Here is a 25,989-nt window from a genome sequence, read left to right as displayed (position 1 = left end):
GTAACTCTTCGCGTGGGGCGTGTTGTGCCGCTTCCGGGGTCAGTGCATCGGCGAGCGCATCAGACCGTAGGAGGTCGGGGCCCCGGGCGCGGTGACCGTGTTGACCACGTGGAAGTCGAAGCGTTCGTAATAGCCGATGTTGTGCGGATTCATCGTCTCCAGGTACAGCGGTACCCCGTCCGCCTCCGCCTGCGCGATCCCCCAGCGGATCAGGCGTCCGCCCAGGCCGCGGTGGGGCGTGGCCGGATCCGCCGCGAGGTAGGTCAGATACCAGTGCGGCTCCGACGGGGTGGCCGCCGTGAGCCGGTTCATGTAGCGGGCGAAGCGCAGCAGTTTCGCCGGTCCCAGCAGTTGCAGCCAGTGCGGCAGCGCGCGCATACCCGCCGCCAGACCCTCGGGAGCGCTTCCGGGAGACGCCCACAGGGCGGCTCCCCGGACAACGTCCTCGGACACGGCCACGGTCGCGTGGCCGCCGGGAACGTAGGCGAACCCGGCGAGCAGGGCGCACGCCCGCGTGGCCTGCGCCATCCGCCGGCTGTCGTCGGGGAACAGCCAGATGAAGAGGGGATCGTCGTAGAAGGCGCGACCCAGGACGCGCGCGATGGAGGGCACGTCGCCGGCGCTCGCCGTGCGAACACCCTGGGCCGCGGTTGCCGTCGGGGTCAAAGCTGTGTCTCTTCCCTCGTCACAGATGCTGGGGCACCGCCCATGCTAGACGGCGGGCACTCCCCATACGGGGTGTTTCGTGCAAGTGCCGCCTCTCACCGGCGGTCGCGCAGGAGGGAGTGGCTGGTGACGCCGTCCATGGACGCGGACTCCCGCACCACCCGGAAGCCGAAGGCCTCGTAGAGGCCGACGGACTTGGGGTCGAGGACCTGGGTGAACACCGGCAGGCCCTCCGCGTCGGCCCGCTCCAGGCCGGCGGTGAGAAGGCCCTTCGCGATCCCGTTCCCGCTGAAGGCCGGATCCACCCCGAGGGCGGCCAGGTACAGGTGGGGCTCCTGCGGCTCGGCCATCTTCCACTCGGCGAAGACGCGGAGGAAGGCGCCCCTCCGGTCGCGGCCGATCAGCTCCGCCCAGTGCGGCCACGTCCGCAGCGACACCAGCCTGCTCTCGGGGGTGTGCCCGGCGGCTGCCCACAGGGCGGCACCGCGCACCGAAGGGGGCCCGTCCGGCTCCTCGGCGGCCTCGGCGACGCGGGTGTCCCCGAAGGGGACGTAACCGAACCCGGCGGTCAGCGCGAAGAACCGGCGCGTCCTGGCCACACGCGTCGCGTCGTCGGGGAAGAGCCACCGGAAGAAGGGCGTGTCGTACAGGGCCCCGCCCATGACACGCACGATCGAGGGGACGTCGTCGAGGGCGGCGGGCCGGTCGGCCTTCGTGAGGATCGGAGTCATCTCTCTGCTTTCCGGTAGGGGGTTCTCGCCCCCATGTTAGATCACAGGTGTGTCACGAAAGGCGGCGGCGCCGCGGGTCCGACTGAGTTCCGGACCTCCTGGCCGAACACGTGGGCCCGCACCCAGGCGTGCATGGCGATCGCCGCGGCGGCGCCGGCGTTGATCGAGCGGGTGGACCCGAACTGGGCGATCGACAGCACGGCGCGGGACACCTCGCGCACCTCCTCCGACAGTCCCGGTCCCTCCTGGCCGAACACCAACACGGCCTCGCGCGGCAGCGGGTAGGTCTCCAGGGGGACGGCACCGGGCAGGTTGTCGATGCCGATGAGAGGAAGGTCGCGCTCCGCCGCCCACGCCACGAGGGCGTCGGTGTCCGGGTGGTGGTGCACGTGCTGGTAGCGGTCGGTCACCATGGCACCCCGGCGGTTCCAGCGACGCCGCCCCACGATGTGCACGGCGGCGCAGCCGAAGGCGTTCGCGGTGCGTACGACCGAGCCGATGTTGAAGTCGTGGCTCCAGTTCTCCACCGCCACGTGGAACGGATGGCGGACCGCGTCCAGGTCGGCCACGATCGCCTCGCGCCTCCAGTACCGGTAGCGGTCCACGACGTTGCGCCGGTCGCCCTCGGCCAGGAGCTGGGGGTCGTAGTGCTCTCCCTCGGGCCAGGGGCCGGGCCAGGGGCCGACTCCGACCTCACGCACTTCGTCCGTGGTCTGGGGTCTCTCGTTCACCTCTTCAGCTTAGGGATCCTCCGCCGGTGGATGTCCCCGTGCGCACCGCTCGGCCGGGCTCTCCCGGACGGCGGAAAAAAATTTCTCCGGAGGTGTCGATCCGGCGGGTTCCCGTTCGACGTGTGGACGAGAGCGGGGGAGAGGAACCCCCGCCGCACGGAAGGTGAACACCATGCGTTACATGATGACGATCATGTCCGACCCGCAGTCCGAGAAGGCCGCCGAGCCCACGCCCGAGGTCTTCGAGGCGATGGCCGCCTACAACGAGGCGATGATCAAGGCCGGCGTCCTGCTCGCCGGGGACGGCCTGGCCCCTTCCTCCGAGGCCACCCGGGTCTCCTTCCGCAACGGCCGGGCCACCGTCACCGACGGCCCCTTCGCCGAGGCCAAGGAGTTCATCGCCGGGTACTGGGTCCTTCAGGTCTCCTCGCACGAGGAGGCGATCGAGTGGGCCAAGCGCTGCCCGCACCCGTCGGAGGGCGACGACACCGGGATGAACCTGGTGCTGCGGCGCATCCTCGGCACCGACGACTTCGGCGACGAGATGCCCGAGCACCTCAAGGAGCGCGAGCGGGAGCTGAGGAGGGAGGGGTACGCCCACTAGGCATTGTTCGTGGAAGTGAGAGCGGAGCAGGGCCTGCTCCGGCAGGCTTGGTGAACGTGCCCGGCTGTCGTGAACTCACCGATGCCGGGTGGGCCCTGCTCGCCCCGCTCGTGCCCGACGTCCCCAGCAAAGGCGAGAAGCGGGCCGGTCACCGCTCTGTCGCCGACATGGTCCTGTTACGCATGCGCGCCGACACCCACAGCGGGGAAGAGCTCATCGCCGGTATCGACTCCACCGATGCCGTCGAGTGCGAGACGAGACGGCACCCTGACCATCCCGACGTCCGCTACTTGGTCTCGTTCGGGTGGCTCGTGTGCACCTGCTCCAGATAGACGGTCCGTCCGTCGACGAAGTACCAGATGCGCGCGGTGCCTTTCGCCGTCGGCTTGTGTTGCCAGCGCTCGTGGGCCGTCCCGCCGCGCTGGATCGTGCCGAGCTCGCCCTTCAGCCGATAATTCGTCCGAGTCGTCACCAAGGGTGTGCGGGTGAGGAAGTCCCACGTCTCCGTCATCGGGTTGCGGATCGTCGCCACCAGGTCGCGCCAGCCCTTCTTCGCGTCGGCGGTGGCGAAGCGGATCTCGTACTCGACCTTCTTCGGGGGGCGGGGTACCAGCTCACCCTTCTTGGCAGCCACGGTCAGGGACGCTCCACGGCCTCGGCGGCATCGTCGCCGTCCAACCACTCGAGATCAGCGTTCCCCAGACCCGCCGCAACCGCAGCGGCCGTCTCCTTCCAGGACGTCAGCTCAGCGATCGCCAGATGCGGCTGGCCGGTGGAGAACGAGGCGCGCGCAGCGTCGACGAGGTCCTGCGCACAGGTCTCGCGGTCCGCAGGCGACAGTGCCAGCATCCACGGGAACGACTTCGCCATGCGCTCGGCGAGCGTGCCGCTGTCGTCGAGCGTGACCGTGATCAGCTGCGCGGCGAAGTTCAGCAGACGGGCACGGCCCTCGGCCTCGCGCTGGGACATCAGGACCAGCGCCTCGCCGTCGCGGCGGGTCACCGTGACGGGGTGGTTCTCGGCCTCGGCGAAGACCTCGGCCGAGTGCTTACTCAGGTCCGAGGAGCGTCGCGTGGCGACGGGGAGGTTGGCTGCGATGGTCATGAATCCATCGTATTCGGAACGTGTTCGGAATTCCAGTGGGTGGCTGAACGGTATCGGTTCTGGATGAGGAGACGCCTGATGAGGCGATGACCAGTTGGATCCGCCCTCAGCACAGGGGGCCCTTCGTGTGTTTCGTGCCGGGTCTGATGGAGGCTCTCAAACCTGGGAAGGACGAGAGTCATGCCGGCACCGAGGGAATGTCCCGATGAGCTGCGCGAACGCGCCACCCGCACGGCCGTACGAGCCCGCCAGAACCCGGCCGCACGAGACGGAGCGATCGCCCGCACCGCCGATTGGGTCACCCAGGCCGAGGTCGACGCCGACCACCGCCCTCAGGGGTCGGCCTGCGGCCGCAGTGCCTGCTTGCGGCGGCGCGGGCCGCGGCGCTTGGATGGGTGGTGTGGACCACAAAGAGACGACACGCGCGGTGGAGGCGGTCTGGCGCATCGAGTCGGCCCGCCTCGTCGCCGCGCTCACCAGGATGGTCGGCGACGTCGGCCTGGCCGAGGAATTCGCACAGGACGCCCTGGTCAGCGCGCTGGAGAAATGGCCGACGGAAGGGGTGCCCGACCGTCCGGCCGCCTGGCTGACCACCGTCGCCAAGCGCCGGATCCTCGACCGCTGGCGGCGCGACGGGCGCTTCCAGGAGCGCATGGCCGAACTCGGCCGCGAGATCGCCGAACACGACGGGCAGGCGGAATTCGACGCCGTCCTGGAGGAGGACTACGGCGACGACCTCCTGCGGCTCATGTTCGTGTGCTGCCACCCGGTGCTGTCGACGGAGGCCCGGGTCGCGCTCACCCTGCGGCTGCTGGGCGGACTGGCCACCGACGAGATCGCCCGCGCCTTCCTGGTGCCCGAGGCCACCGTCGCCCAGCGCATCGTGCGCGCCAAGAGGACCCTGGCCCGCAAGCGCGTCCCGTTCGAGGTGCCCGCAGGACAGGACCGCGACGCCCGCCTCTTCTCGGTGCTGGAGGTCGTCTACCTGGTCTTCAACGAGGGCTACGCCGCCACGTCGGGACAGGACCTGGTCCGCCCCGAGCTGTGCGAGGAGGCCATGCGGCTGGGCCGGGTGCTCGCCGGTCTGCTGCCCGAGGAGCGCGAGGTACACGGCCTCCTGGCCCTCATGGAGCTGCACGCCTCACGCCTGCGCGCCCGCGTCGGCCCGGACGGCGGGATCGTGCCGCTGGCCGTCCAGGACCGGTCCCGCTGGGACCGCCTCCTCATCACCCGCGGCATGGCGGCGCTCGTGCGGTCGCTGCCGCCGGACCCCGCGCAGCCGCGCGGCCCCTACGCACTCCAGGCCGCCATCGCGGCCGAGCACGCCCGCGCCGCCGTCCACGAGGACACCGACTGGACGGTCGTCGCAGCCCTGTACCTGGCCCTCGTCCGGGTCACCGGGTCGCCGGTGGTGGAGCTGAACCGGGCCGTGGCGGTGTCGATGGCCCACGGGCCGGATGCGGCGCTGCCCCTCGTGGACGCCCTGGCCGACGCGCCCGGGATGGAGGGCTACCACCTGCTCCCCGCCGTTCGCGGGGACCTCCTCCTGCGGCTGGAGCGGCCCGCCGAGGCCCGCGCCGAGTTCGAGCGTGCCGCCCGTCTCACCCGCAACGAACGCGAACGCACCCACCTGCTCTCCCGCGCCCGCTCCTGCTCGGCGGCGGCCGTGCCCGAGAAGTCCGAGGCCGGAGTCCCCGGCCCCCGCGCCTCCGCCGATCTCGGTGCACCGGATCGCGCGCGGCCTTCCCCGCGTTCGGGGTGACCTTCCACGCCCTCGGAGGCGTCAGGCCGTGCGCCGGCTCCTCCGCGCGCCGAGAAGGGCGACCAGGCGCCAGCCCAGCATGGTGGCGGCGAGGAACAGCGAGGTGACGACGGCGAACGACAGCGGCGCTCCCTCGCCGGTGAACAGGCGCAGCACCATTCCCCCGCTCACGGTCACCGCCCACACGAACACGCCGGTCGGCCACACCCGGGTGGGCGAACGCCACGCCAGCGTGACCACCCAGCCGAGGAGCGCACCGGCCAGGAACGGCCATGCCGTCGCCGCCACGGCCGGGACGGCCGTACCGGTGTCGTGGTCGACCTTGCCGATCACGACGAAGGAGAGGACACACACGAGGTCGGCCAGCAGGGCGAGCGGCACCGCATACGAACGCATAGTCCCAGGCTACGGCCGCTCTTCCGGAGGCCCGCGCCGCCCCCGCTGCTTCCGGCAGGGGCCGGAAGCGGCGGGGGCGGGCCCCTCAGGCCTCGACGCGGAGGCTGTTCTTGAGGAACTCGACCTGGAGCAGCAGCAGGTTCTCCGACACCGTCGGGTCCGAGGGCGAATGGGTCACGCCCGACAGCGGCAGCACCGTGTGGCGGCGCCCCGCCGCGAGCAGGGCCGAGGACATCCGCTGCGTGTGCGCGAACACCACGTTGTCGTCCGACAGGCCGTGGATCATCATCAGCGGGCGCTCCAGCTTGGCGGCGTCGGCCAGCAGGGAGCTGCGCTCGTAGGCCTCCGGCTGCTCCTGCGGGGTGCCCAGGTAGCGCTCGGTGTAGTGGGTGTCGTAGAGCCGCCAGTCGATCACCGGGGCGCCCGCGACCGCGGCGTGGAACACATCGGGCCGGCGCAGCACCGCCAGCGCCGCCAGGTAGCCGCCGAAGGACCAGCCGTGGATGCCCACCCGCGAGGTGTCGAGGAAGCCGAACCGGTGGGCCGCGTCCTCCAGCGCCGCCACCTGGTCCTCCAGCACCGCCGTGGCCAGGTCGAGGTGGACGGCCTGCTCCCACTCCACGCCGATGCCCGGGGTGCCCCGGCCGTCCGCGATGAGCACCGCGAACCCCTGCTCGGCGTACCACTGGGCGCTCAGGAACGCGCCGCGCGTGTTGAGCACCCGCTGGGCGTGCGGCCCGCCGTAGGGAGCCATCAGCACGGGGAGCCTCTGCCCGTCGCCGCGGTACCAGGAGGGCAGGACCAGCGCGCACGGGATCCGCCGCTCGCCCGCGCGCCAGGTCTCCACCCTCAGCTCGGGCAGGTCGGGGGACTCGGCCAGGCTCTCGATCGTGCCGTACTCGCTGTGCACGCCCGATTCGCCGTCCCGCATCACCAGGGTGCGCACGCCGGGGAAGTCCGTCGACCGGTGCTGCACCACCAGGGTGTCGCCGCGCAGGCGGCCCGAGCGCAGGCCGCTGTGCGCCCCGGAGTCGGTGCCCTTGGAGCAGCCGTGGCCCGGCACCTCCACCGGGCCGGAGCGCTCCCCGTCCCGGGTGGCCAGCCACAGCGACACGTCGGCCGGGCCGTCCTCGGGCGAAGCCGAGTACAGGACGCGGTCGCCGTCGACGTCGACCACGCCGCGGACGTACACGCCGGGCGGGCTGACCGGTGTGTCCCCCACGTACACGCGGCGCTCCCCCGCACCGTTCTCGCGGCCGATCCACACCAGTTCGCCCGAGGCGGTCCAGGAGGGCACGCCCGGCATGAGCTCCACCCACACGCCGTCGCGCTCGGTGCGCACCGCCTCGCCGCGACCGGTGGCCGGGTCGGCCTTGAAGAGGGTCAGCGTCCTCTGGTCGCGGCTCTGCGCGGTGAACACCACCGACGCCGCCCCCTCGGGCCCGGCCTTCCAGCCCGCCGTCGCGAGGTAGGGCAGCTCCTCCCGGTCCCACTCGACCCAGACCGGATCCGGATCGCTCCCGTCCGCGGAGAGCACCGCCAGCCGTACCTCCGGGTTGTCGGTGCCCGCGGCCGGATAGCGCATCGCCGTCGGCTCCTGCTCGGGGGCGGCCGGATCGTCCACGTACCAGCGGGCCACGGGCGACTCGTCGACCCGGGCGGCCAGTACCGCGGACCCGTCCGGCGCCCACCAGAAGCCCCGGTAGCGCCCCATCTCCTCGGCGGCGACGAAATCGGCCAGACCCCAGGTGACGTTCTCCGCGTCCGGGGAGGCCAGGACGCGGTCGCCCCGGCCGTCGGCACCGATGACACGCAGGGCGCCCCCGCTGACGTAGGCGATCCGCCGACCCCCGGCGTCGATCCTGGGGTCGACCACGGGCGCGGTGGCGGGCAGTTCTCGGGGGTCGGCGCCCCCGTCGGCGAGGTCGACGCAGAACAGCCGCCCCGACAGGGCGAACACCGCCCGGGTGAAGTCGCGGTCGACCGTGTAGGCCACGATGCCTCCGCCGCTCTCGCGCAGCCGCTCGCGGCGCGCCCGCTCCTCCGGCGGGAGGTTCTCGTCGTCGGCACCCAGGGCGCGCGGGTCGGCGACCACCCTCTCGGTGCCGTCGTCGGCGTCGTACACCCACAGGCAGGTGGCCGTGTCCACCCCGTCCCGGCCTCTCAGGAAGGCGATGCGCCGGCCGTCCGGCGAGATCTCGAACGATCTGGGCACTCCGATGGTGAACCGCTGGGTACGTGCCTGCTGGCGAGGAAAACTCATGGGCCGATTGTGTCCCACATCGCGGACGCGTGCCCAGCCCCGGCGGACGGGTGTGCCGGGAGGCCGGAGCGTGTCCGGCCGGTATTCTTCGCTGTGTGAGCGACAGGCGACTGATGATGGTGCACGCGCACCCGGACGACGAGAGCATCGTCACCGGGGCCACACTGGCCAAGTACGCGGCCGAGGGGGCCGGGGTCGCCCTCGTGACCTGCACCCTGGGGGAGGAGGGCGAGGTCATCCCCGAGGACCTCGCGCACCTGGCGGCGGACCGGGACGACACCCTGGGCGAGTACCGGATCGGCGAGCTCGACAAGGCCTGTGTCGCCCTGGGCGTGCGCGACCACCGCTTCCTCGGGGGCCCCGGACACTACCGGGACTCGGGCATGATGGGCGCCCCCTCCAACGACCACCCGAAGGCGTTCTGGGGCGCGGACCCCCACGAGGCGGCGGCCCTGCTCGCCGAGACCATCCGGGAGTTCCGCCCCCATGTCGTGGTGACCTACGACGAACACGGGGGCTACGGCCATCCCGACCACGTCCAGGCCCACCGGGTCACCCGTCTGGCCTGCACCAGGGCGGGAGACCGGAGTGTTCCCGGTACACCCTGGCAGGTCCGCAAGATCTACGCGATCGCCCAGCCGGTGTCGCGCCTCGAGGAGTCCGTCGCCCGGCTGAACGAGGAGGCGGGCCCCTTCACCCCGCCCCGCGAGGTCTCCGACATCGCCCTGGGTACCCCCGACGAGATCGTGACCACCCGCATCGACGCCGACGACCACTGGGCCGCCAAGGTCCTGGCCATGCGCGCCCACGCCACGCAGATCACCGTGGACGGCGAGCGGTTCGCGCTGTCGAACGACATCGCCCAGGAGATCGACGCCGTCGAGTACTTCACCCTGCTCGCCGGGCCCTCCGCGCACATCCCGCGGGGCGGGTACGAGACCGACCTCTTCGAGGGGCTGTGACGGCCTCCGGCGGCGACGGCCGCCCACCCGCAGCGCAGGGCGGCGTGCTCTCCGGACTGCTGTCCGCGGCGACCGCCGTCGTACTCCTCGCCCTCGGCGCCGCGACCGGCCTGGTGGCGGCGCCCGCCGCCGGCTGGCTCACCCGCTACTGGGAGGCGGGGATCACCGCCCAGGTGCTCGGGGCAGCCGGTCTGGTCGCCCTCCTGGCGGTGTTCTACGCGGCCTGCCGCCTGTGCGGCTGGGGCAGCCGCAGCGTTCTCGGCGCGGCGTGCTTCGCCGGCGGGTTCGTCGTGGTGACCATGGCGCTGAGCGCCTACGTGCCGGGCGGAGACGTCGTGCTCCAGGGCCATCCCGTCCACTACGGGTACCTCTTCGGCTCGATGGCGGTGCTCGCGCTCGCGGTCGTCCGCAGCATCCCGAACCCCGTCCCCTCCTTCACGCCCTGAGCCCTGTTTTCGGATCATCTCGGGCTGCACGGCCGGAGGATCGGCTCCGCCGATACGGCGAGAGCATCCAAAAAGCAGGGCCTGGGAATTCCCCCCGGAGCGCCTCGGGACGGCCGGATACCGCACGGACGGAGGACCGGGATCCTCCGTCCGCGCGGCACCCGGGCCCCGCGCGTGGGCAGGCGGCGGGGGCCGCCGCCGCGGCGTGCGGCCGGTCAGGCGTTCCAGAACTGTAGGAGCAGTTCGCCGAGGAAGGCGAAGCCCTGGAAGGCCGGGTTGGGCAGCACCGCGTGGAACAGCGCGTACACGAGCTCCACGAGCTTGTCGTGGACGGAGGGGAACCACAGGACGGCGAACACCAGTACCGAACCGAACAGCGCGTTCGCCCGGGCGGCACGCACCCAGGGCCGGTCGCCCACCGCCGCGGCCAGGACCTCGAAGCCGTCCAGACCCGGCACCGGCAGCAGGTTGACCAGGGCCGAGGTCAGGTTGGCGAAGGCCAGGAACGCCATCGCGGCGATTGCCCAGTTGGTGGTGTCCTGGCCCGCGGGGACCAGGAACGAGACCGTGCCGGCCAGTGCGGCGAACAACACCAGGTTGGCCAGCGGACCGGCCAGCGCCACCAGCACCCGCCGGCCGGGGCCGATCCTGTCCCAGGACACCTGGGCGGCCGGGCCGTTCATGCCGAAGGCGCCGAAGCCGAGGTAGAGCACCGGAAGCACCAGGCCGGCGAAGGCGTGCTGGTAGGCGAAGGGGTTGAGGCGCAGGTAGGCGCTGCCGCGCAGCGACCGGTCCCCCGCCAGGTGGGCGGCGAGGGCGTGCGCGAACTCGTGGACGGCGCACGAGACGATCCAGCCCAGCAGGATCATGAGCGGCGGGATCAGCGGGGTGACGCTCGTGTCCTCGGCGGCCCAGTCCAGTTCCACGGCCTGCCACGAGAGCCATCCGGCGAACCCGGTCAGGCCGAGGAGGAGCACGAACACCGGGCTGGGCAGGAAGTCCGCCCAGCTCTCGGCCCTGGCCGCCTCCCCGCCGCCGGTCTCCCCGCCGTCGGCCTCTCCGCCGCCGTCGGGACTCCCGGCGGCGGGGGAGGCGCCCTCGTCCTCCCGGTCCTCCCCGGCACCGGCGGCCCCGGGGCGGTTGAGGGCGTCCTCGGGCATGCGCTCCCACGGGTCGTCTGCTACCTTCCCGCCCTCCGGGGTGACGGGCGTACCGGTGGTCTCCGCCTTCTCCGGCGGTTCGGGCGTGGGCATGGTGCTCCTGCTGTTCGCGCGGGTCGTCCGCGCTCCAGACTAGGCCCTGTCCGGCACCGGACCGCTTCGGGCGGGCCGACCGGTCACACCACCGCCGGGGGAGCCACCGCCGACTTGTGGAGGCAGGCGATCGCGAACACGCGCCCCAGGTCGGTCAGCTCCCGGTACCCCGAGCCGTCGTCCGGGGTGAGGAGGTCCAGTGCCTCCAGGAGCCAGCACACCGCCGTCACCATCGCACGGACCTGGTCCGAGGCGGCCTCCGCGGCCTTGCGATGGGCCGCGGCGTGGCGCCCCGGTGCCTGCGGTTCGGGAAACGTCCACCCCGAGGAGGTGAGCAGTCTCTCGGCCGCGTCGGCGTCGGACTCCCTCCGGCCCGGGTCCGCGCCGTCCTGGGGCGTGCGCGACAGCAGCATGCCGAGCAGGGTCTCCGCGGCGGCCTGCTCCAGGCCGCCCGTACGGCACACCGATTCGGTGGCCGCCTGCCACAGCGCCTCGGGATCCTCCCTCAGCTGCCTGCCGCGCCGGGTGAGCACCAGGCGCCGCCCGGAGCGGCGCACCGCCCGCATGGCGCGCAGCGTCTGGTGCAGGGCGATGAGCTGGGTGACGTCGGTCTCGCTGCGCGGAGGCTCGGGGGAGGTGCGCCATCCGAAGTCCTCGCACATCTGCCGCACCACGACGGGGGAGAGGTAGCCGATCTGGGTGAGTGCGATGCCGTCGTCGGCCAGGTCCAGCAGCCGCTGCAGCGGGGCCGTCGCGATGTGGGCCGAGCGGGGTACCTCGGCCCCGGCGATGATCTGCCCCACCAGGGGCCACAGCTGCCGGCGGTAGGGGTGCGCGGGGGAGTTCAGCCAGCCGCGCACCCTCTCCTCGCGGATGCGGTCCAGGTGGCTCAGTCCACCGTCCCCGGGCCGGGTGAGGAAGGAGCGGGCGAAGCGCTCCTGGGCGGGCCGCCACCCGCGCTTGCCGGGGCGCACGTCGCCCAGCGCGATCGCCAGTTCCAGGGCGGAGGCGGTCTCCTGGCGGGCCCGGATCTCGGCGTCGCCGACCACCATTCCCCACGTCAGCTCGGGCAGATCGGGCGGTTCCACCCCCGACTCCCACATGAGGCGCTCGTACATGACCAGTCCGGCCCCGTACTCCTCCTCGTACACGTCCAGGAGCGTCTCGGTCTCCTGCGAGGAGCAGACCTGCGCGTACCTGTGCAGTTGGAGCAGCGAGAAGAGGTCTGCCAGGGCCCGTATCGCCGGCCTGCGCTCCTCCTGACTGAAGCGCGCGGGCAGCTCCAACCAGCAGAACCGCTGCACGGTGTGCTGGTTGAGCTGTTCGAGATTGCGCTCCGGAGCCAGAGTGTCCAGTGCCTGCCGAGCCATCTCGGCCGCGGCCCCGTCCCGCCGAGCCATCTCGGCGAGGGCTGACGCCACTGCTTCGCCCATGACGGTGCTCACCACCTCCCCGCGTGCCTGGCGCCCGTACCGTACGGGGGTGCCGACGGGGGCGCAGCGCTTGTTCTCGACCCGGCCTGGGGGATACAGCCGGGGCTGAGCCTCTCCTACCCCGGTCGGGGCGAAGAATGCCTCTGGACAGACGTGCGGCACACGCCCTGGCGGGAGCCCCGGAACCTAGGACGCCTCCGGAGGAGGCCCTCCGCGGCGCGGCGGCACCGGGGGGACGACACGGCTGGCAGCGATGTCCGACTCCGCGACCCGCCGGACGGAACCGTCCCTCCGGCGCAGGGCGAGCACTCCGCCCTCCCAGGACTCCACGACGCCGACGATATCGGTGAAGCCCCCTCCGGGGAGGCGAATCCTGACAGAGACCCTCCTGCCGGTGTCCTGCGGCGTGATCCGGTGGACCAGGCGACCACGCAGATGCAAGGTGCCCCCCGAGTGTGCGCGAGCGGTGTTTCGCCCCCATACTAGGAGCACGACATCTGTGCCAATTGCTTAACAGAGTCCGGAGCGGGAGGGCACGGCGCCCGCACGCCGGTCCCGACGCCCGGTTCTCTGGGAGGTCCCCGCCGCCCCAGTGGGACGCGGGGGTGAGACAAGGAGTACGACGTGACCTACGTCATCGCGCAGCCCTGTGTTGATGTACTGGACAAGGCGTGCATCGACGAGTGCCCCGTGGACTGCATCTACGAGGGCGACCGCATGCTCTACATCCACCCGGACGAGTGCGTTGACTGCGGCGCGTGCGAGCCTGTCTGCCCGGTGGAGGCCATCTACTACGAGGACGACCTGCCCGAGCAGTGGTCCGACTTCTACAAGGCCAACGTCGAGTTCTTCGACGACATGGGCTCCCCGGGCGGTGCCTCCAAGGTCGGCAAGATCGACCGCGACCACCCGCTCGTGGCCAAGCTGCCGCCGCAGGCCGAGTAGTACGGCCGGGAGGCCGCGAGACGCACCTGCGTGGCGCAGAGGGTGCGCGCGGCCCCGTGCGCACCGTCGCGCCGACCCCCTGAAGCCGGGGGTCGGCGCGACTGTCGTGAGCGGTACCGAACACAGGGGGAGCGCCCCCGAGATCCGATGGAGAGTGCACCGATGGCCGAGCGGCGATCCGTGAAGGACCGGCTCCCGACCTTCCCCTGGGACCGGCTCGCGCCCTACAAGGAGAAGGCCGCGGCGCACCCCGGCGGCATCGTCGACCTGTCCGTGGGCACCCCCGTGGACCCGGTCCCCGCCTCCCTGCGTGCCGCACTCGCCGACGCCGCGGACTCGCCCGGCTATCCGCAGACCTGGGGCACGCCGAAGCTGCGCGCCTCCGCCGCGGGCTGGCTGGAGCGCCGCCACGGTGTCCGCGTCGCCGAGGAGGCGGTGCTGCCCGCCGTCGGCTCCAAGGAACTCGTGGCCTGGCTGCCCACCCTGCTCGGCCTGGGCGAGGGCGACACGGTCGTGCACCCCGAGCTGGCCTACCCCACCTACGACATCGGTGCCCGGATCGCCGGGGCCACCCCCGTCGCCTCCGACGGCCTCGCCGCGCTGGGCCCGGCCCGCGCGGGCCTGGTGTGGGTCAACTCGCCCAGCAACCCGACCGGCCGCGTGCTCGGCGTCCCCCACCTGCGCAAGGTCGTCGAGTGGGCGCGCGAGCGCGGTGCCGTCGTCGCCTCCGACGAGTGCTACCTCGACCTGGGCTGGGACGGCACCGAACCGGTGTCGATCCTGCACCCCGACGTGTGCGGCGGCTCCCACGAGAACCTCCTGGCGGTGCACTCGCTGTCCAAGCGCTCCAACCTGGCCGGCTACCGCGCCGCGTTCGTCGCGGGCGACCCCGCCCTGGTCTCCGAGCTGCTCGCCGTGCGCAAGCACGCGGGGATGATCGTGCCCGCCCCGGTCCAGGCGGCCATGTCCGCCGCGCTGGACGACGACGCGCACGCCGCAGAGCAGAAGGAGCGCTACCGCGCCCGCCGGGAGCGTCTGCGCGCCGCCCTGGAGGGGGCCGGCTGGCGGATCGAGCACTCCGAGGCGGGCCTGTACCTGTGGGCGAGCCACCCGGGGCACGACGCCTGGGGCGCCGTCTCCCACCTCGCCGACCGCGGTGTCCTGGTCGCCCCCGGGGAGTTCTACGGGCCCCGGGGCGCGAGCCATGTCCGGGTGGCCTTCACCGCCACCGACGAGCGCGTCGAGGCCGCCGCCGGGCGCCTGGCGCGCTGACGCCGGGCGGGTGCCCCCGCCGGGGGCACCCGGGCTCAGCCCAGGACGACGCGGCCCTCGGTGTCGACACCTGTGCTGCGCCACTCGCGGGCGTCCTCCGTGCCGTCCGAGGCACTCCAGGTGCGGTCGGCGTAGGACACCGACGTCAGTCCGTACTCCTCGGCGTGGGCGACCGCCCACAGCGCCATGGCCCAACCCAGGTCGCCGGTCCGGGGCTCCTCGTCCAGCGACAGGGGCAGCTCGGCGGGGTCGGTGCCGAAGACCCTGGCCATCTCCTCCTCGGCGCCGGCGACGTCGGCGGTGCCCGACTCCAGGGCCTCCAGGGTCTCCGCGTCGTACCAGCAGGTCAGGGCGGAGCCCCGGTCGCCGGTGAACACCTCGTTCATCCGCTGCGACAGCGCCTCGTGCTGGTCGTAGGCGTAGCCGTCGGCGCTGCGCTGCACCGCCTGGGCCGCCTCGAACACCGGTATGGAGTCCCAGCCGTCGATCTCGTCCAGCGCGTCGTAGAAGGCGCCGCTGGCGTACACCGGGTCCATGATCTCCTCGGTGTCACCCCAGTCCTGGGACGGCCGCTGCTGGAACAGCCCGACGGAGTCCCGGTCGCCGTAGTCCAGGTTGTAGAAGGCCGTCTCCTGCCACACCGTGGCGAAGGCCACGGTCACCGCCTCCGGGGGGAGGTCGCGGCTGAAGGCGACACCGCTGACGGTCGCGGCGCTCATGGCCTGCTCGGGCTCCATCGGATACCTGCCGTCGGCCAGGTCCAGGCGGCACCCCGGCTCGATCTCGGGCTGGATGTCCAGCGGCTCGACCGTGGTCAGCACGTAGTAGGCGCCCCCGACGAGGGCGCCGCACACGAGTGTCAGCGACAGCAGGATCTTGACGAAGGCGGAGAATTTCCGGCGCTTGCTTGGCACAGGTCAACCATGGGTTCGGAAACGGGTGGTGCGCCGACAGGAGAACGATGTGCGACGCTTCGGGCGAATTGTAGTCAACACCGAGCGCTGAGGAAGGAGAAGCCGGAGAGGTCCCCCGCGCATCCGGCGGGGGGACGTCGGGGTACCGCCCGCGAACTACTAACGTGTCTCTACATGACCAGCTCGTACTCCAGCCCGCTGCCCGACCAGATCGACGAGCTCTGGGAGCAGCGTTCCGAACTCACCCCCGGCCACACCGAGGCCCGGGAGATCATCACCGGTGCCATCGACCAGATCGACGAGGGCAAGGCCCGCGTCGCCTTCGTCGACCCGGAGACCGACGAGGTCGTGGTCGACGAGCGCGCCAAGCGCTCCATCCTGCTGGGCTTCAAGGTCCTGGACATGCAGGAGTCGCAGGTCGGTGACTTCTACCACCACGACCGCATGCCGCTCAAGAAGCGCTTCGACGGCGTCCGCGTCGTCCCCGGTGCGATCGCCCGCTGGGGCGCCCACCTGGCCCCGGGCGTCGTCCTGATGCCGTCCTTCACCAACATCGGCGCCTACGTCGACTCCGGCACGATGGTCGACACCTGGGCCACGGTCGGCTCCTGCGCCCAGGTGGGCAAGAACGTCCACCTGTCCGGCGGCGTCGGCGTCGGCGGCGTCCTGGAGCCGCCGCAGGCCTCCCCGGTGATCATCGAGGACGACGCGTTCCTCGGCTCCCGCAGCATGGTCGTCGAGGGCGCGCGCGTGCGCACCGGCGCCAAGCTCGGCGCGGGCACCATCCTCACCTCGTCCACCCGCGTCTTCGACGCCGAGACCGGTGAGGAACTGGCGCGCGGCGAGGCTCCGGCGTGGTCGGTGTGCGTCACCGCCAACCGGGTCAAGAGCTTCCCCGGCGGCGACTTCGGCATGCCGGTGCTGCTCGTGCTCAAGCGCCTCCAGGAGGGGCAGGAGCACGACAAGCTCGCACTCAACGACCTGCTCCGCGAGCACGGCGTCAACGCCTGACCGGCCTTCGCGCACGGGGCGCCCTCCGCACAGGGGGCGCCCCTTCGCGTACGCGGCGCCCGGTGGACGGGGCGGGGCCGGCGGCCCTCCCGCCTCCCGCGTCACCCACCTCTCAGATCACTGCAACCAGGCCCTGTTGTGTGGATCATCTCGGGCTGCACGGCCGCCAGGTGCCCCCTTGCCGCGTCGGAGAGCTTGCGAAGCCCGCCAGGCTGAGCGGCGCTCCCCGCCTTGCACGGGAACGCCTGGCCGACCGTTCGCCGGAGGATCGGCTCCGCCGATACGGCGAGAGCATCCACAAAACAGGGCCTAGGCTGGCCGGGTACCGTGCAGCCGACCGAACTCACGAAACGGGACAGACATGCTCGACCTGACCTCGGACGTCGTGGACCTGACCGCCGCCCTCGTGGACATCCGCTCCGAGAGCGGGGACGAGAAGGTCCTCGCCGACGCGGTCGAGGACGCCCTGTCGGCGCTGCCCCACCTCACCGTCACACGCGACGGGGACGCCGTCGTGGCCCGCACGGACCTCGGACGCGCCCGGAGGGTGGTCGTCGCCGGGCACATCGACACGGTCCCGATCGTCGACAACGTCCCCTCGCGGGTCGAGGGCGGGCGCCTCTACGGATGCGGCACCTCCGACATGAAGGCCGGGGTGGCCGTCCAGCTCAAGCTGGCCGCGCTGGTCCCCGAACCGGTGCACGACGTCACCTACGTCTTCTACGACAACGAGGAGGTCGACGCCGAGCGCAACGGCCTGCGCCGCCTGGCCCGCAACTCCCCCGAACTGCTGGCGGGGGACTTCGCCATCCTCATGGAACCCACCGACGGGGTCATCGAGGGCGGCTGCCAGGGCACCATGCGGGTGGAGGTCGTCGCGCGGGGCGAGCGCGCCCACAGCGCCCGCTCGTGGATGGGGGTGAACGCCGTCCACGGCGCGGGGGAGATCCTGGACGTCCTGCGCGCCTACACCCCGCGTGAGCCCGAGGTCGAGGGGCTGCGCTTCCACGAGGGGCTCAACGCCGTGTTCATCCGCGGCGGGGTCGCGGGCAACGTCATCCCCGACGAGTGCGTGGTCACGGTGAACTACCGCTTCGCCCCCGACCTGTCGGTCGCCGATGCCGAGGCGCACCTGCGCGAGGTCTTCGGCGGGTTCGAGGTGCGGGTCACCGACGCGGCCGCGCCGGCCCGGCCCGGCCTGGACGACCCGTCGGCCGCGGCCTTCGTCTCTGCGGTGGGCGAGGGGAGGGCCCGCGCCAAGCTGGGCTGGACCGACGTGTCGCGCTTCTCCGAGCTGGGGGTGCCGGCGGTCAACTACGGTCCGGGAGACCCGACCCTGGCCCACACGAGGGACGAGTACGCGGAGACGGACAAGATCCGCGAGGCGGAGAAGCGCATGGTGGCCTGGCTGAGCGGCACGCGCTGACACCGGGGAGGGCGGGGAGGGACCGCCGCTCCCTCCTCGGCCGAGGCCGGACCGGCGGATCTCGGACCGGCGGCTACGCCTGCCGCGGCAGGGTGAGGATCTCGGCCCCGTCATCGGTGATGGCGATCGTGTGCTCGGTGTGCGCCGTCCGGCAGCCCGTCGCGCTGCGCAGCGTCCATCCGTCGGCGTCGGTGACGAGTTCGGCGGTGTCCGCCATGACCCACGGCTCCAGTGCCAGCAGGAGCCCGGGACGCAGCTTGTGCCCGCGACCGGGTCGTCCGGAGTTGGGGACGTGCGGCTCCTGGTGCATCGTCGACCCGATGCCGTGGCCTCCGAACTGGGTGTTGACCGGATACCCCGCCTCGTGGAGGACCGCGCCGATGGCATGGGAGATGTCGCCGGTGCGGGCCCCCGGGCGGGCGGCCGCGATCCCCGCGGCCAGTGCGCGTTCGGTCGCCTTGATCAGAGCGATGCTCCCGCGGGGCCTCGCGTCACCCACGACGAAGCTGATGGCGGCGTCTGCGGCGACCCCGTCCCTGGAGACGGCGAGGTCGAGTGTCAGCAGGTCGCCGTCGGCGAGCGTGTAGTCGTACGGCCGCCCGTGGAGTACGGCGTCGTTGACACCCGTGCAGATGTAGTGGCCGAACGGGCCGCGGCCGAAGGACGGCGCGTAGTCGACGTAGCAGGACACCGCACCGGCCTCGGCGATCATCGCCTCGGTCCACCGGTCGATGTCCAAGAGGTTCGTGCCGACGGTGCTGCGCCGTTTCAGCGTCTGCAGGATGTCAGCGACCAGGGCGCCCGTCTCCCTCGCGCGGGCCAGTTCGGTGGAGTTCAGGATCTCGATCATGCGGCGCCTTTCTCATGAACCCAATAACTATACCGGCCCTGCGGTGCCGACAGCCGACCTCGGGTACGTGACCGCCCTGTCGCCCGACCTCCTCGACCCTGGTCTCGCCTCCGCGGTGGCCCGAGTGGGAACAGGCACAGGTGCGAGCGCGGGAACAGGCACAGGTGCGAGCGCGGGAACGGGTACGGACACAGGTGCGGGTACGGACACAGGCGGAGCGTGGCCGAAGGCCTCCGGTCGCCCCACCCCGGCCAACGCCCTTTCTTCCCGTGATCTTGTATCCACGGTCACTTTCACTGAATACCGGGACACCAACAAGACAGGACGAAGTTGGCGCTAGGTACAAGATCACGGGAAATAGGGTGTAGCTGAGAAAGGGGGCGCGGGTTTTCTGGTCGAGCCAAGGCCTTCGGTCCGCCTCCTGGTCGACTCGATTTGGTCCCTTCTCTCATCCCAGCCGGAAATCAGCCTCACCACTCTGGCCAGCCTCCTTATTTCCCGTGATCTTGTACCTGCGGTCACTTTCGCTGTATGAGGGAGGGTGGCAGGGTGGGGTGAGGTTGACGCTAGGTACAAGATCACGGGAAATAAGACACAGCCAAGAGAGAAAGCGCCGACTTCCCAGTCGGGTCGAGACCCCAGGGGCCTCAAGGGTCTCAGGTCCGCTCCTGACTGCTTCGGTTCGGGGCCTTCCTTGCCTTGGCCGGAATTCGGTCTTTCCCTCTGGTCAGAGGCTTTCTTGCCGTGATCTTGTACTTGCGGACACTTTCGCTGGGTACTGGGAAGTAGAAAAGGGGGTGAGGTTGGTGCTGGGTACAAGATCACGGGGGATAGGGCGCAGCCGAGAAAAGGGAGTGCGGGTTTTTCTGGGTGTGGAGGAGGGGGCTCCTCGGTCTTCCGAGAAGCCCCCACCGTTGGGAGAGGTCAAGGAGTCCCCACCGTTGGGAGAGGTTGAGGAGTCCCGGCTGTGTCAGCGGGTGAAGATGTAGGGCTTCAGGTGCGGTGGGGGTGTGGTGCCGTCGGTGAGGGGGACCAGGGCCCAGGTGTGGGTTCCGGTGTCGGTCCAGGGGCAGGTGCGGTCATATCCCCAGGCGACGGAGAGTGCCTGGACCATGAGGAGGCCTCGCTGGCCCTCGGCCTCGTCCCACTCGGTGGCGGTGCGCTCGGTCGGGATCTGCGGGATGCGGCCGCTGCCTCCGTCGTCGGTGAAGCCCAGGCGCAGCAGGCGTCCGCGACGCAGGCACAGGGTGCGGAGAACCTGGCCGTCTTTCTGGCCGGAGGCGGTGTACTTGCAGGCGTTGGCGAACAGCTCACTGGCACACAGCACCAGAGTCTGGACGGCTTCGTCGGGGAAGCCGGTCAGGTCGGTGGCCAGGTCTTTCCGGACCTGCTTGAGCTGGGACAGGTCACCGGGGTAGGTGCGGTGTTCCCAGAAGGCGCGCTGCACGCTCATGCGGGCACCCCCATCTGGAGGTTCTGCCGCTGGGTGTGCCACATGCGGGTGAGCCGGGCCAGTTCACGGTCCAGCTCGGCCTCGTCCAGGCGGTGGTGACGGCCCCGCGCAGGTACGGGCGCAGGGCCAGGCACCGACAGCGGCAGAGATACAGGCTCGGGGAGGGGGATGGTTTCGCCGGCGAGCAGGTCGCCCTCGGGGATGCGCGGCTCGGGCAGCTGGGGCGCCTGGGGCTTTTGCGGGAGTCGAGACGGCTGGGGCGCCTGCTTCGGCTGGGTGTCAGCGGCGAAGGCAGCGCGCATGCGGGCCACGTGCTTTTCGTGGGCCTCGTAGTAGGGCCGCACCAGCGCCACGTCGTCGGCGCTCAGCAGCCGACGGGGCTCGGCCGGACGGGGCCGGGGCCGGGGAGGCTCGGGGGTGTGTCGCGGAGCGGCCGCCGGGGCGGGGGCGGCCACATAGCGGCGGACCCGCGTCGACCTGCGGCGACGGGAGAGGAGACCGGAACCGCAGTGGCGGCCGCGGGACGGGAGGATCAGCGCCAGGAGCGTACCGAGGGTACGGCTCACAAGCGCAGCACTAAACTGGTGCACGCCGGCAATCCTGTTCTTAAAGAGGTGTGTTGCTGGCCACGACCCCGGGCGCTGGATGGCGTCGCGGGGTCACGTGTTCATTTGTTTGGAAAGCAGCATAGAGGATGGGTGGGGGTCGGGGTGAGGTAAAGGCGGGGAACTTCGAAAAATTGGTGTCCGCGCAGGTCACGGCGGTGGAAAGACTTTTTCGACTTATCTGGCATCAATTATCTATTCGGGCATTTTGGGCTCGGTTTCCCGCCGATCGGGGGCCGGGAACCCGGGACAGCCCCCGCCGCTCCCCTCGGGGCAGGGGCCCGAGGGGAGCTTTCTGTCACCGGTGTGCCACATGGGATTCAGGTGTGGGTCGCACCTGCGTGGATAGCTTTACTGCATGACGGAAGAAGCCAAGCACAAGCAGACGAGGTCGGCCGGTCCCCTCACCTACCGGGGCGACTCCATCCCCCGCACCACCACGGACCAGAGGCTGCTGGACCGGCGCGGGCCGTCCGACTGGGTGCACACCGATCCCTGGCGGGTGCTGCGCATCCAGTCGGAGGTCGTCGAGGGGTTCGGTCTGCTGTCCGAGATGCCCTCCGCGGTCAGCGTCTTCGGATCGGCCCGGATCCAGCCGGGAACCCCCTACTACGAGCTGGGGGTCCAGGTCGGCCGCAAGATCGCGGAGGCCGGGTACGCGACGGTCACCGGTGGCGGCCCCGGCATGATGGAGGCCGCCAACAAGGGCGCGCAGGAGGCGGGAGGCCTGTCCGTCGGGCTCGGCATCGAGCTCCCCTTCGAACAGAACCTCAACCCCTACATCGACATGGGGGTGACCTTCCGCTACTTCTTCGTCCGCAAGCTGATGTTCGTGAAGTACTCGCAGGCCTTCGTGGTGCTCCCGGGCGGTTTCGGGACCCTGGACGAGCTGTTCGAGGCGGCCACGCTCGTACAGACCGACAAGGTCACCCGGTTCCCCGTCGTGCTCGTCGGCACGGAGTTCTGGGGCGGTCTGGAGAAGTGGGCCCGGGAGAGCCTGCTGGAGAACGGGCTGATCAAGCCCGGTGACATGGACCTGCTCCGGATGACCGACGACCCCGACGAGGTCGTCGAGATCATCAAGAAGGCGCACCTCGACATCGCACATCGGGAGAACGGGAGCGGCGAGGGCGCCGGACCCGAGCAGTAGGAGGCCGGCGGGACCGCTCCCGCAAGGCGTCCGGATTGTGGCACGATCGGTCCCGTGCCCGAACTCATCATGATCCTGGTCGCGCTGGCTGCCCTGGCCGTGCTCGTCGGCGTCGTGTACGTCGTGCTCGGCAAGGGCGGCCGGCTCGCCCGGTACGAGGCCGACTACCCCCCGCTGGAACTGCCCGACGACCGCCCGGTGAAGGCGGTGGAACTGGGTCGGCTCGTCCTCCCCCTGGCGATGTGGGGCTACCACGTGCGCGCCGTGGACGAGCTGCTGTTCCGACTGACCGCCACGCTGCGGGACCGGGAGTCCCGGATCGAGGACCTGGAGTGGCGCCTCTCCCGCCTCGACCCCTCCTACGTGCCCCGGGGCAGCGGTCCCGTTCCGGGCTCCGACCTGCCCGGCGACCCCGACGAGGCGGTTCCCGCGCCCCCGCTGCCCGACGACGCCTACGCCCCCGAGACGTCCGGGGCGGAGGAGGCTCCCGTGACCGCGGAAGGCGGCGACGGCGACACGAGGAGCTGATTCGGCGCTCCTATGTCGTGCATCACATCCAGGGTGCACTTTTTTGCCGGATCTGTGGCGATTATGTGTTCTATTCTCGGTCGCTGTACTTTCGTACCCCCCGTTCCGCCCCCTGGGACGGGTGCAGCCCTGTAAGGATGACGAGGATGGAAGCAGCAGCCGAACTCGAGTCGGGAACCGACGGCGGGGATGATCGGCCCGGGACCGGGACGACCCCCATCGTTCCCGTGCGGCAGCTGTCCCTGTGGCCGCCGCCCAGGACGGTTCGCACCAATGCCAGGCGCCGCCGTCAGATCGGCGCGGGGATCGCGGCCGGGCTGGCCGTGCTACTGGTCGCCGGAGGTGCCGCCGCGGTGTGGGCACTGTCCGGTGACAGCGAGGAGGAGGCCCCGGCGGTCACCGTCGGGGCAGAGGTTTTCGTCGGGTCCTGGTCCGGTGAGATGGTCCAGACCGACACCGAGGGCAACCACGTCGCCGACTGGCACGCGGAGGTACGGATCGAGGAGGGCGCCGAGCGCGGCAGCACCGCGTGGACGACCTTCAACTGCTCCGGCACGCTCGCGCTGACCGCCGCGGACAACGACCGGCGCGTCTACACCTACACCGAGACGGCGGATCCCGAGGAGCGCTGCGTCGACGAGTCGGAACTGACGGTGTGGCCCGCCTCCGAGGGCAAGGGCCTCGAGGCGGAGTGGTCCTCGGTCACGCGCGAGGGGACCCGGATGGTCTCCACCGGGCCCCTGCTCTGAGGAGGCCGGGGCCGCGCGGCCCCGGCTCTCCACGGGGTTTCGGCCAGTCCCGATATATCATCAGGGATTGACGATTCCTCGTTGGTGCGTGTGTGCGGTCCCTGTGGCTGTTGCCTGGCGCACACACGGGGGCGAACCTCCGAGATAATGGTCGAAGAGCGATTCCCGTCCCTTAAGTCACACGGACGCGAGTCACACGGAACCGGCCCACGGCTCCGGAGCCGAGACGGCACTCGGATCGGCGCCGGTGCTGTGGCCCGGCCACCGCGAGGAAAACGAGAAAGGGGAATGGCATGGCGGCGATGAAGCCGAGGACCAGCGACGGGCCTTTGGAGGTCACCAAGGAGGGTCGCGGCATCATCATGCGTGTTCCGCTGGAGGGAGGTGGCCGCCTGGTCGTCGAACTGACACCGAGCGAGGCCGCCGAGCTCCGGGACGCGCTTCAGGGTGTCATCGGCTAGGGCCGGAGAACTACCTTCCCCACCTGGGCCGCAGGGCCCTGACACCCCCCGAGGCAGAAGTCTCGACAACGAGTGAACGATTGTGAGCGGCCTGTGCCATTCGCCACGGAGATCCACCCCGTCACCGGAACCCTCACCGACTCCTCCGCGGACCTTCTGGTCCTCCCCGTCACCACGGGGGACGGCGGACCGTCAGCGGTCGAGGGGGTGGGCGAGGGCGGACTCGGACGGCTCCTCCCGGCGCCGCTCGCAGACCTGTTCACGCACTACTCGCTCACCGGCAAGGCCGGGGAGTGGGCCCAGTTCCCGGTGGCACGGGAGCAGGGCCTGGCCAGACTGGCACTTCTGGGGGTCGGTTCGGGCTCGCCCGACGACCTCCGGAAGGCCGGGGCGACACTGGCCCGGTCTGCACGCGGCCGGGAGCGCGTCGCCTTCGCCTGGACCGGCGCCGGCGACGCCGCCGCCACGGCCTTCGCCGAGGGCGTGCTGCTCGCCTCCTACACCTTCGACATGAAGAGCCAGGAAAGGCCCGCCGACCAGCGCCCGGCCCCCGTGGTCGAGGCGGTCGGGGCGCAGGGGTCGGAGGCGGCCCTGCGCCGGGGCGGCGACCTGGCCGCTGCCGCCGCTCTGGCCCGCGACCTCATCAACACGCCCTCCCAGGAGAAGGACCCCGCCTGGATGGCGGAGCGCGCCCGCGAGGCGGCCGCACGCGGCGGCCTGGAGGTGCGGGTCTGGGACGAGAAGGAGCTGGAGGAGGGCGGCTTCGGCGCGATCCTCGGCGTCGGCCAGGGCTCTCCGAGGCCTCCGCGCCTGGTTCAGCTCTCGTATGTCCCCGAGAACGCCGACCGGCACGTCGTGCTCGTCGGCAAGGGCATCACGTTCGACACCGGCGGCCTCTCGCTCAAGCCCACCGACAACATGGCGCTGATGAAGACCGACATGAGCGGAGCGGCGATCGTCCTCGCCGTGCTGTCCGCCCTGTCGGCCGTGTCCGCCCCCGTGCGCGTGACCGGCCTGCTCGCCCTGGCCGAGAACGCCTTCTCCGGTGACGCCACCCGGGTCGGGGACGTCCTCACCACCTACTCGGGCACCACCGTCGAGGTGCTCAACACCGACGCCGAGGGGCGGCTGGTCCTCGCCGACGCCCTGGGCTATGCCGTCGACCGGCTGGAGCCCGACCTCCTGGTGGACGTCGCCACCCTCACCGGCGCCGCCAGGGTGGCGCTGGGCAGCGGCACCGGCGCGCTCTTCAGCACCGACGACGACCTCGCGTCCCAGATCCTGGCGGCCTCCGAGGAGGCGGGGGAGCCGCTGTGGCGGATGCCCCTGGTCGAGGCCTACACCGAGACCCTCCGGTCCAGGGTCGCGGACCTGGCCAACATCGGTACCCGCGGGGAGTTCGGGCCGGCGGGCGCCACGGACGCCGCGCTCTTCCTGCGCGAGTTCACCGGCGGCCTGCCGTGGGCCCACCTCGACATCGCGGGCCCCGGCCGCTCGACGCGTGAGGACGGGATCCTGAGCAAGGGCGGGACCGCCTTCGCCACCCGGACCCTCCTGCGCTGGCTCTCGGGGCTGTAGGGCCGGACCGCGGGGCGGCGGTCACAGGGGTCCGCCGCCCCGGGAGGGCGTCTCAGGGGCGGATGGCGGCCAGGAGCCCCTCGCCGAGGGGGAGCAGGAGAGGGACCAGGTCCTCCTGCTCGCGCACCGCGCGGACCGTGCCGTGCACCGCCGCCTCGGCGGGATCGGGCACGCGCAGGGGTCCGTCCGGACCGGCGGGGCCGGCCAGGATGCCGTGCAGGACCACCATGCCCCCCGGGCGCAGCAGCCGCATCGCCTCGGCGAGGAAGTCGGGGTAGGACACCGGATCGGCGTCGACGAACACCATGTCGTAACCGCCGTCGGCCAACCGGGGGAGCACCTCCTGGGCCGTCCCGCAGATCAGCCGGGCACGGCCGACCCCGAAGCCCGCGCGGGTGAACACCGAGCGCGCCCGGTCCACGTGGGCGGCGTCGGCGTCGACCGTCGTGAGGATCCCGTCACGGGCCATGCCGCGCAGCAGCCACAGTCCCGAGGCGCCGCACCCCGTGCCGATCTCCACCACGGAGCGCGCCCCGGTCGAGGCCGCGAGGAAGCGCAGCGCCGCACCCGCGGCCGGCGCCACCGGCGGTGCCGTGGACCGGTTGCCCGCGTCGTAGGCATCGGCGAGGGGGCCGTCGGCGAGGGCCTCCTGCTCGAACCTGCTCTGCTCCGCCCCGGCCCAGGTGGGTCGGGCCG

Annotated in this window: 28 protein-coding genes; 13 read left to right on the top strand and 15 right to left on the bottom strand. The window is 71.6% G+C overall.

Translation table 11 applies throughout. The features are described from left to right. Nucleotides 1–39 precede the first annotated feature (39 nt). The 3 genes from FHS13_RS04155 to FHS13_RS04145 form a co-directional block, all read right to left on the bottom strand. On the bottom strand, nucleotides 40–666 hold the full coding sequence (locus FHS13_RS04155; protein ID WP_184287685.1) for a GNAT family N-acetyltransferase: 627 nt from the start codon (nucleotides 664–666) through the stop codon (nucleotides 40–42). Nucleotides 667–761: 95 nt separating this feature from the next. Then, nucleotides 762–1,397 (bottom strand): GNAT family N-acetyltransferase, encoded by a 636-nt coding sequence (locus FHS13_RS04150; RefSeq protein ID WP_184287682.1) that lies wholly within the window; start codon nucleotides 1,395–1,397, stop codon nucleotides 762–764. Between the two features lie 41 nt (nucleotides 1,398–1,438). Further along, nucleotides 1,439–2,128, bottom strand: coding sequence for a TrmH family RNA methyltransferase (locus FHS13_RS04145; RefSeq protein ID WP_184287680.1), 690 nt, complete (start codon nucleotides 2,126–2,128; stop codon nucleotides 1,439–1,441). 172 nt (nucleotides 2,129–2,300) lie between these two features. Between FHS13_RS04145 and FHS13_RS04140 the strand changes: the two genes are divergently transcribed. Next, nucleotides 2,301–2,732 carry a YciI family protein gene (locus FHS13_RS04140; protein ID WP_184287677.1) on the top strand — a complete coding sequence of 144 codons (432 nt, stop codon included), beginning with the start codon at nucleotides 2,301–2,303 and terminating at the stop codon, nucleotides 2,730–2,732. Nucleotides 2,733–3,018: 286 nt separating this feature from the next. Here the strand turns inward: FHS13_RS04140 and FHS13_RS04135 are convergent, their stop codons facing one another. Both FHS13_RS04135 and FHS13_RS04130 read right to left on the bottom strand, forming a co-directional pair. Further along, entirely contained in the window at nucleotides 3,019–3,366 is a 348-nt protein-coding gene (locus tag FHS13_RS04135; RefSeq protein WP_184287674.1) for a hypothetical protein, read from the bottom strand. 2 nt (nucleotides 3,367–3,368) lie between these two features. Next, the gene (locus tag FHS13_RS04130; RefSeq protein WP_184287671.1) at nucleotides 3,369–3,836 is read right to left on the bottom strand and encodes a prevent-host-death protein; all 468 of its coding nucleotides are present in this window, start codon (nucleotides 3,834–3,836) and stop codon (nucleotides 3,369–3,371) included. Between the two features lie 400 nt (nucleotides 3,837–4,236). On the opposite strand from FHS13_RS04130, the gene FHS13_RS04125 reads away from it, so the two are divergent. Then, on the top strand, nucleotides 4,237–5,598 hold the full coding sequence (locus FHS13_RS04125) for an RNA polymerase sigma factor (RefSeq protein ID WP_343064891.1): 1,362 nt from the start codon (nucleotides 4,237–4,239) through the stop codon (nucleotides 5,596–5,598). A 21-nt stretch (nucleotides 5,599–5,619) separates the two neighbouring features. On the opposite strand, the gene FHS13_RS04120 is transcribed toward FHS13_RS04125, so the two are convergent. Continuing rightward, a complete protein-coding gene (locus FHS13_RS04120) occupies nucleotides 5,620–5,994 on the bottom strand; it encodes a DUF3054 domain-containing protein (protein WP_184287665.1) in 375 nt (124 codons plus the stop codon). A gap of 85 nt (nucleotides 5,995–6,079) precedes the next feature. After that, nucleotides 6,080–8,257 carry a S9 family peptidase gene (locus FHS13_RS04115; RefSeq protein ID WP_184287662.1) on the bottom strand — a complete coding sequence of 726 codons (2,178 nt, stop codon included), beginning with the start codon at nucleotides 8,255–8,257 and terminating at the stop codon, nucleotides 6,080–6,082. Between the two features lie 95 nt (nucleotides 8,258–8,352). Between FHS13_RS04115 and mshB the strand changes: the two genes are divergently transcribed. Both mshB and FHS13_RS04105 read left to right on the top strand, forming a co-directional pair. Continuing rightward, nucleotides 8,353–9,219: an N-acetyl-1-D-myo-inositol-2-amino-2-deoxy-alpha-D-glucopyranoside deacetylase gene (gene mshB, locus FHS13_RS04110; protein WP_184287659.1), complete on the top strand. Its 867-nt coding sequence runs from the start codon at nucleotides 8,353–8,355 to the stop codon at nucleotides 9,217–9,219. Continuing rightward, a complete protein-coding gene (locus FHS13_RS04105; RefSeq protein WP_343064890.1) occupies nucleotides 9,216–9,665 on the top strand; it encodes a hypothetical protein in 450 nt (149 codons plus the stop codon). Before mshB ends, FHS13_RS04105 begins: the two co-directional genes overlap by 4 nt. A gap of 215 nt (nucleotides 9,666–9,880) precedes the next feature. On the opposite strand, the gene FHS13_RS04100 is transcribed toward FHS13_RS04105, so the two are convergent. The 3 genes from FHS13_RS04100 to FHS13_RS21265 all read right to left on the bottom strand — a co-directional run bounded on the left by FHS13_RS04100 (nucleotide 9,881) and on the right by FHS13_RS21265 (nucleotide 12,792). Continuing rightward, nucleotides 9,881–10,918, bottom strand: coding sequence for a site-2 protease family protein (locus tag FHS13_RS04100; RefSeq protein WP_184287657.1), 1,038 nt, complete (start codon nucleotides 10,916–10,918; stop codon nucleotides 9,881–9,883). Between the two features lie 83 nt (nucleotides 10,919–11,001). Next, complete coding sequence (locus FHS13_RS04095; protein ID WP_184287655.1) at nucleotides 11,002–12,351, bottom strand: hypothetical protein; 1,350 nt, start codon at nucleotides 12,349–12,351, stop codon at nucleotides 11,002–11,004. 186 nt (nucleotides 12,352–12,537) lie between these two features. After that, on the bottom strand, nucleotides 12,538–12,792 hold the full coding sequence (locus tag FHS13_RS21265) for a putative acetyltransferase (protein ID WP_246404392.1): 255 nt from the start codon (nucleotides 12,790–12,792) through the stop codon (nucleotides 12,538–12,540). A gap of 183 nt (nucleotides 12,793–12,975) precedes the next feature. Here FHS13_RS21265 and fdxA point away from each other — a divergent pair, with 183 nt between their 5' ends. Continuing rightward, the gene (fdxA, locus tag FHS13_RS04090) at nucleotides 12,976–13,296 is read left to right on the top strand and encodes a ferredoxin (RefSeq protein WP_184287652.1); all 321 of its coding nucleotides are present in this window, start codon (nucleotides 12,976–12,978) and stop codon (nucleotides 13,294–13,296) included. Nucleotides 13,297–13,458: 162 nt separating this feature from the next. Next, nucleotides 13,459–14,568: a succinyldiaminopimelate transaminase gene (gene dapC / locus FHS13_RS04085; RefSeq protein ID WP_184287649.1), complete on the top strand. Its 1,110-nt coding sequence runs from the start codon at nucleotides 13,459–13,461 to the stop codon at nucleotides 14,566–14,568. Between the two features lie 35 nt (nucleotides 14,569–14,603). Here the strand turns inward: dapC and FHS13_RS04080 are convergent, their stop codons facing one another. Continuing rightward, on the bottom strand, nucleotides 14,604–15,482 hold the full coding sequence (locus FHS13_RS04080; protein WP_184287646.1) for a hypothetical protein: 879 nt from the start codon (nucleotides 15,480–15,482) through the stop codon (nucleotides 14,604–14,606). 174 nt (nucleotides 15,483–15,656) lie between these two features. Between FHS13_RS04080 and FHS13_RS04075 the strand changes: the two genes are divergently transcribed. Together FHS13_RS04075 and dapE are read left to right on the top strand one after the other, a co-directional pair. Next, nucleotides 15,657–16,493, top strand: a complete 837-nt coding sequence (locus FHS13_RS04075; RefSeq protein ID WP_184287643.1) for a 2,3,4,5-tetrahydropyridine-2,6-dicarboxylate N-succinyltransferase — start codon at nucleotides 15,657–15,659, stop codon at nucleotides 16,491–16,493. Nucleotides 16,494–16,854: 361 nt separating this feature from the next. Beyond that, nucleotides 16,855–17,919 carry a succinyl-diaminopimelate desuccinylase gene (gene dapE / locus FHS13_RS04070; RefSeq protein ID WP_184287640.1) on the top strand — a complete coding sequence of 355 codons (1,065 nt, stop codon included), beginning with the start codon at nucleotides 16,855–16,857 and terminating at the stop codon, nucleotides 17,917–17,919. A gap of 73 nt (nucleotides 17,920–17,992) precedes the next feature. Here dapE and map read toward each other — a convergent pair whose 3' ends face one another. The 3 genes from map to FHS13_RS04055 all read right to left on the bottom strand — a co-directional run bounded on the left by map (nucleotide 17,993) and on the right by FHS13_RS04055 (nucleotide 20,788). Continuing rightward, complete coding sequence (gene map, locus FHS13_RS04065) at nucleotides 17,993–18,769, bottom strand: type I methionyl aminopeptidase (RefSeq protein WP_184287637.1); 777 nt, start codon at nucleotides 18,767–18,769, stop codon at nucleotides 17,993–17,995. A gap of 970 nt (nucleotides 18,770–19,739) precedes the next feature. Next, nucleotides 19,740–20,222: an ATP-binding protein gene (locus FHS13_RS04060; RefSeq protein WP_184287634.1), complete on the bottom strand. Its 483-nt coding sequence runs from the start codon at nucleotides 20,220–20,222 to the stop codon at nucleotides 19,740–19,742. Next, a complete protein-coding gene (locus tag FHS13_RS04055; RefSeq protein ID WP_184287631.1) occupies nucleotides 20,219–20,788 on the bottom strand; it encodes a hypothetical protein in 570 nt (189 codons plus the stop codon). Before FHS13_RS04055 ends, FHS13_RS04060 begins: the two co-directional genes overlap by 4 nt. A gap of 397 nt (nucleotides 20,789–21,185) precedes the next feature. Between FHS13_RS04055 and FHS13_RS04050 the strand changes: the two genes are divergently transcribed. The 5 genes from FHS13_RS04050 (at nucleotide 21,186) to FHS13_RS04030 (ending at nucleotide 25,293) form a co-directional block, all read left to right on the top strand. Next, nucleotides 21,186–21,977 (top strand): LOG family protein, encoded by a 792-nt coding sequence (locus FHS13_RS04050; RefSeq protein ID WP_184287629.1) that lies wholly within the window; start codon nucleotides 21,186–21,188, stop codon nucleotides 21,975–21,977. Nucleotides 21,978–22,031: 54 nt separating this feature from the next. Continuing rightward, the gene (locus tag FHS13_RS04045) at nucleotides 22,032–22,505 is read left to right on the top strand and encodes a hypothetical protein (protein WP_343064889.1); all 474 of its coding nucleotides are present in this window, start codon (nucleotides 22,032–22,034) and stop codon (nucleotides 22,503–22,505) included. A gap of 146 nt (nucleotides 22,506–22,651) precedes the next feature. Beyond that, the gene (locus tag FHS13_RS04040; RefSeq protein WP_184287626.1) at nucleotides 22,652–23,254 is read left to right on the top strand and encodes a hypothetical protein; all 603 of its coding nucleotides are present in this window, start codon (nucleotides 22,652–22,654) and stop codon (nucleotides 23,252–23,254) included. A gap of 293 nt (nucleotides 23,255–23,547) precedes the next feature. Then, nucleotides 23,548–23,715 carry a DUF3117 domain-containing protein gene (locus tag FHS13_RS04035; RefSeq protein WP_184287623.1) on the top strand — a complete coding sequence of 56 codons (168 nt, stop codon included), beginning with the start codon at nucleotides 23,548–23,550 and terminating at the stop codon, nucleotides 23,713–23,715. Between the two features lie 93 nt (nucleotides 23,716–23,808). Beyond that, complete coding sequence (locus FHS13_RS04030; RefSeq protein WP_184287620.1) at nucleotides 23,809–25,293, top strand: leucyl aminopeptidase; 1,485 nt, start codon at nucleotides 23,809–23,811, stop codon at nucleotides 25,291–25,293. A gap of 52 nt (nucleotides 25,294–25,345) precedes the next feature. Here FHS13_RS04030 and FHS13_RS04025 read toward each other — a convergent pair whose 3' ends face one another. Next, on the bottom strand, nucleotides 25,346–25,876 hold the full coding sequence (locus FHS13_RS04025) for an O-methyltransferase (protein ID WP_343064899.1): 531 nt from the start codon (nucleotides 25,874–25,876) through the stop codon (nucleotides 25,346–25,348). Between the last annotated feature and the right edge of the window lie 113 nt (nucleotides 25,877–25,989).

The organism is Nocardiopsis algeriensis (assembly GCF_014203695.1).
In the GTDB taxonomy this organism is placed as follows: domain Bacteria; phylum Actinomycetota; class Actinomycetes; order Streptosporangiales; family Streptosporangiaceae; genus Nocardiopsis; species Nocardiopsis algeriensis.
Note: the sequence above shows the minus strand (reverse complement) of the source record. Positions and strands in the feature narration are given on the sequence as shown.

What these genes read in the sequence shown, in the direction of transcription:
- dapC (WP_184287649.1), top strand. Translation starts at nt 13,459, where the DNA reads ATGGCCGAGCGGCGATCCGTGAAGGACCGGCTCCCGACCTTCCCCTGG.
- FHS13_RS04035 (WP_184287623.1), top strand. Translation starts at nt 23,548, where the DNA reads ATGGCGGCGATGAAGCCGAGGACCAGCGACGGGCCTTTGGAGGTCACC.
- FHS13_RS04130 (WP_184287671.1), bottom strand. Translation starts at nt 3,836, where the DNA reads ATGACCATCGCAGCCAACCTCCCCGTCGCCACGCGACGCTCCTCGGAC.
- dapE (WP_184287640.1), top strand. Translation starts at nt 16,855, where the DNA reads ATGCTCGACCTGACCTCGGACGTCGTGGACCTGACCGCCGCCCTCGTG.
- map (WP_184287637.1), bottom strand. Translation starts at nt 18,769, where the DNA reads ATGATCGAGATCCTGAACTCCACCGAACTGGCCCGCGCGAGGGAGACG.
- FHS13_RS04150 (WP_184287682.1), bottom strand. Translation starts at nt 1,397, where the DNA reads ATGACTCCGATCCTCACGAAGGCCGACCGGCCCGCCGCCCTCGACGAC.
- FHS13_RS04060 (WP_184287634.1), bottom strand. Translation starts at nt 20,222, where the DNA reads ATGAGCGTGCAGCGCGCCTTCTGGGAACACCGCACCTACCCCGGTGAC.
- FHS13_RS04075 (WP_184287643.1), top strand. Translation starts at nt 15,657, where the DNA reads ATGACCAGCTCGTACTCCAGCCCGCTGCCCGACCAGATCGACGAGCTC.
- FHS13_RS04120 (WP_184287665.1), bottom strand. Translation starts at nt 5,994, where the DNA reads ATGCGTTCGTATGCGGTGCCGCTCGCCCTGCTGGCCGACCTCGTGTGT.
- FHS13_RS04115 (WP_184287662.1), bottom strand. Translation starts at nt 8,257, where the DNA reads ATGAGTTTTCCTCGCCAGCAGGCACGTACCCAGCGGTTCACCATCGGA.
- FHS13_RS04050 (WP_184287629.1), top strand. Translation starts at nt 21,186, where the DNA reads ATGACGGAAGAAGCCAAGCACAAGCAGACGAGGTCGGCCGGTCCCCTC.
- FHS13_RS04140 (WP_184287677.1), top strand. Translation starts at nt 2,301, where the DNA reads ATGCGTTACATGATGACGATCATGTCCGACCCGCAGTCCGAGAAGGCC.
- FHS13_RS04040 (WP_184287626.1), top strand. Translation starts at nt 22,652, where the DNA reads ATGGAAGCAGCAGCCGAACTCGAGTCGGGAACCGACGGCGGGGATGAT.
- FHS13_RS04095 (WP_184287655.1), bottom strand. Translation starts at nt 12,351, where the DNA reads ATGGGCGAAGCAGTGGCGTCAGCCCTCGCCGAGATGGCTCGGCGGGAC.
- FHS13_RS04100 (WP_184287657.1), bottom strand. Translation starts at nt 10,918, where the DNA reads ATGCCCACGCCCGAACCGCCGGAGAAGGCGGAGACCACCGGTACGCCC.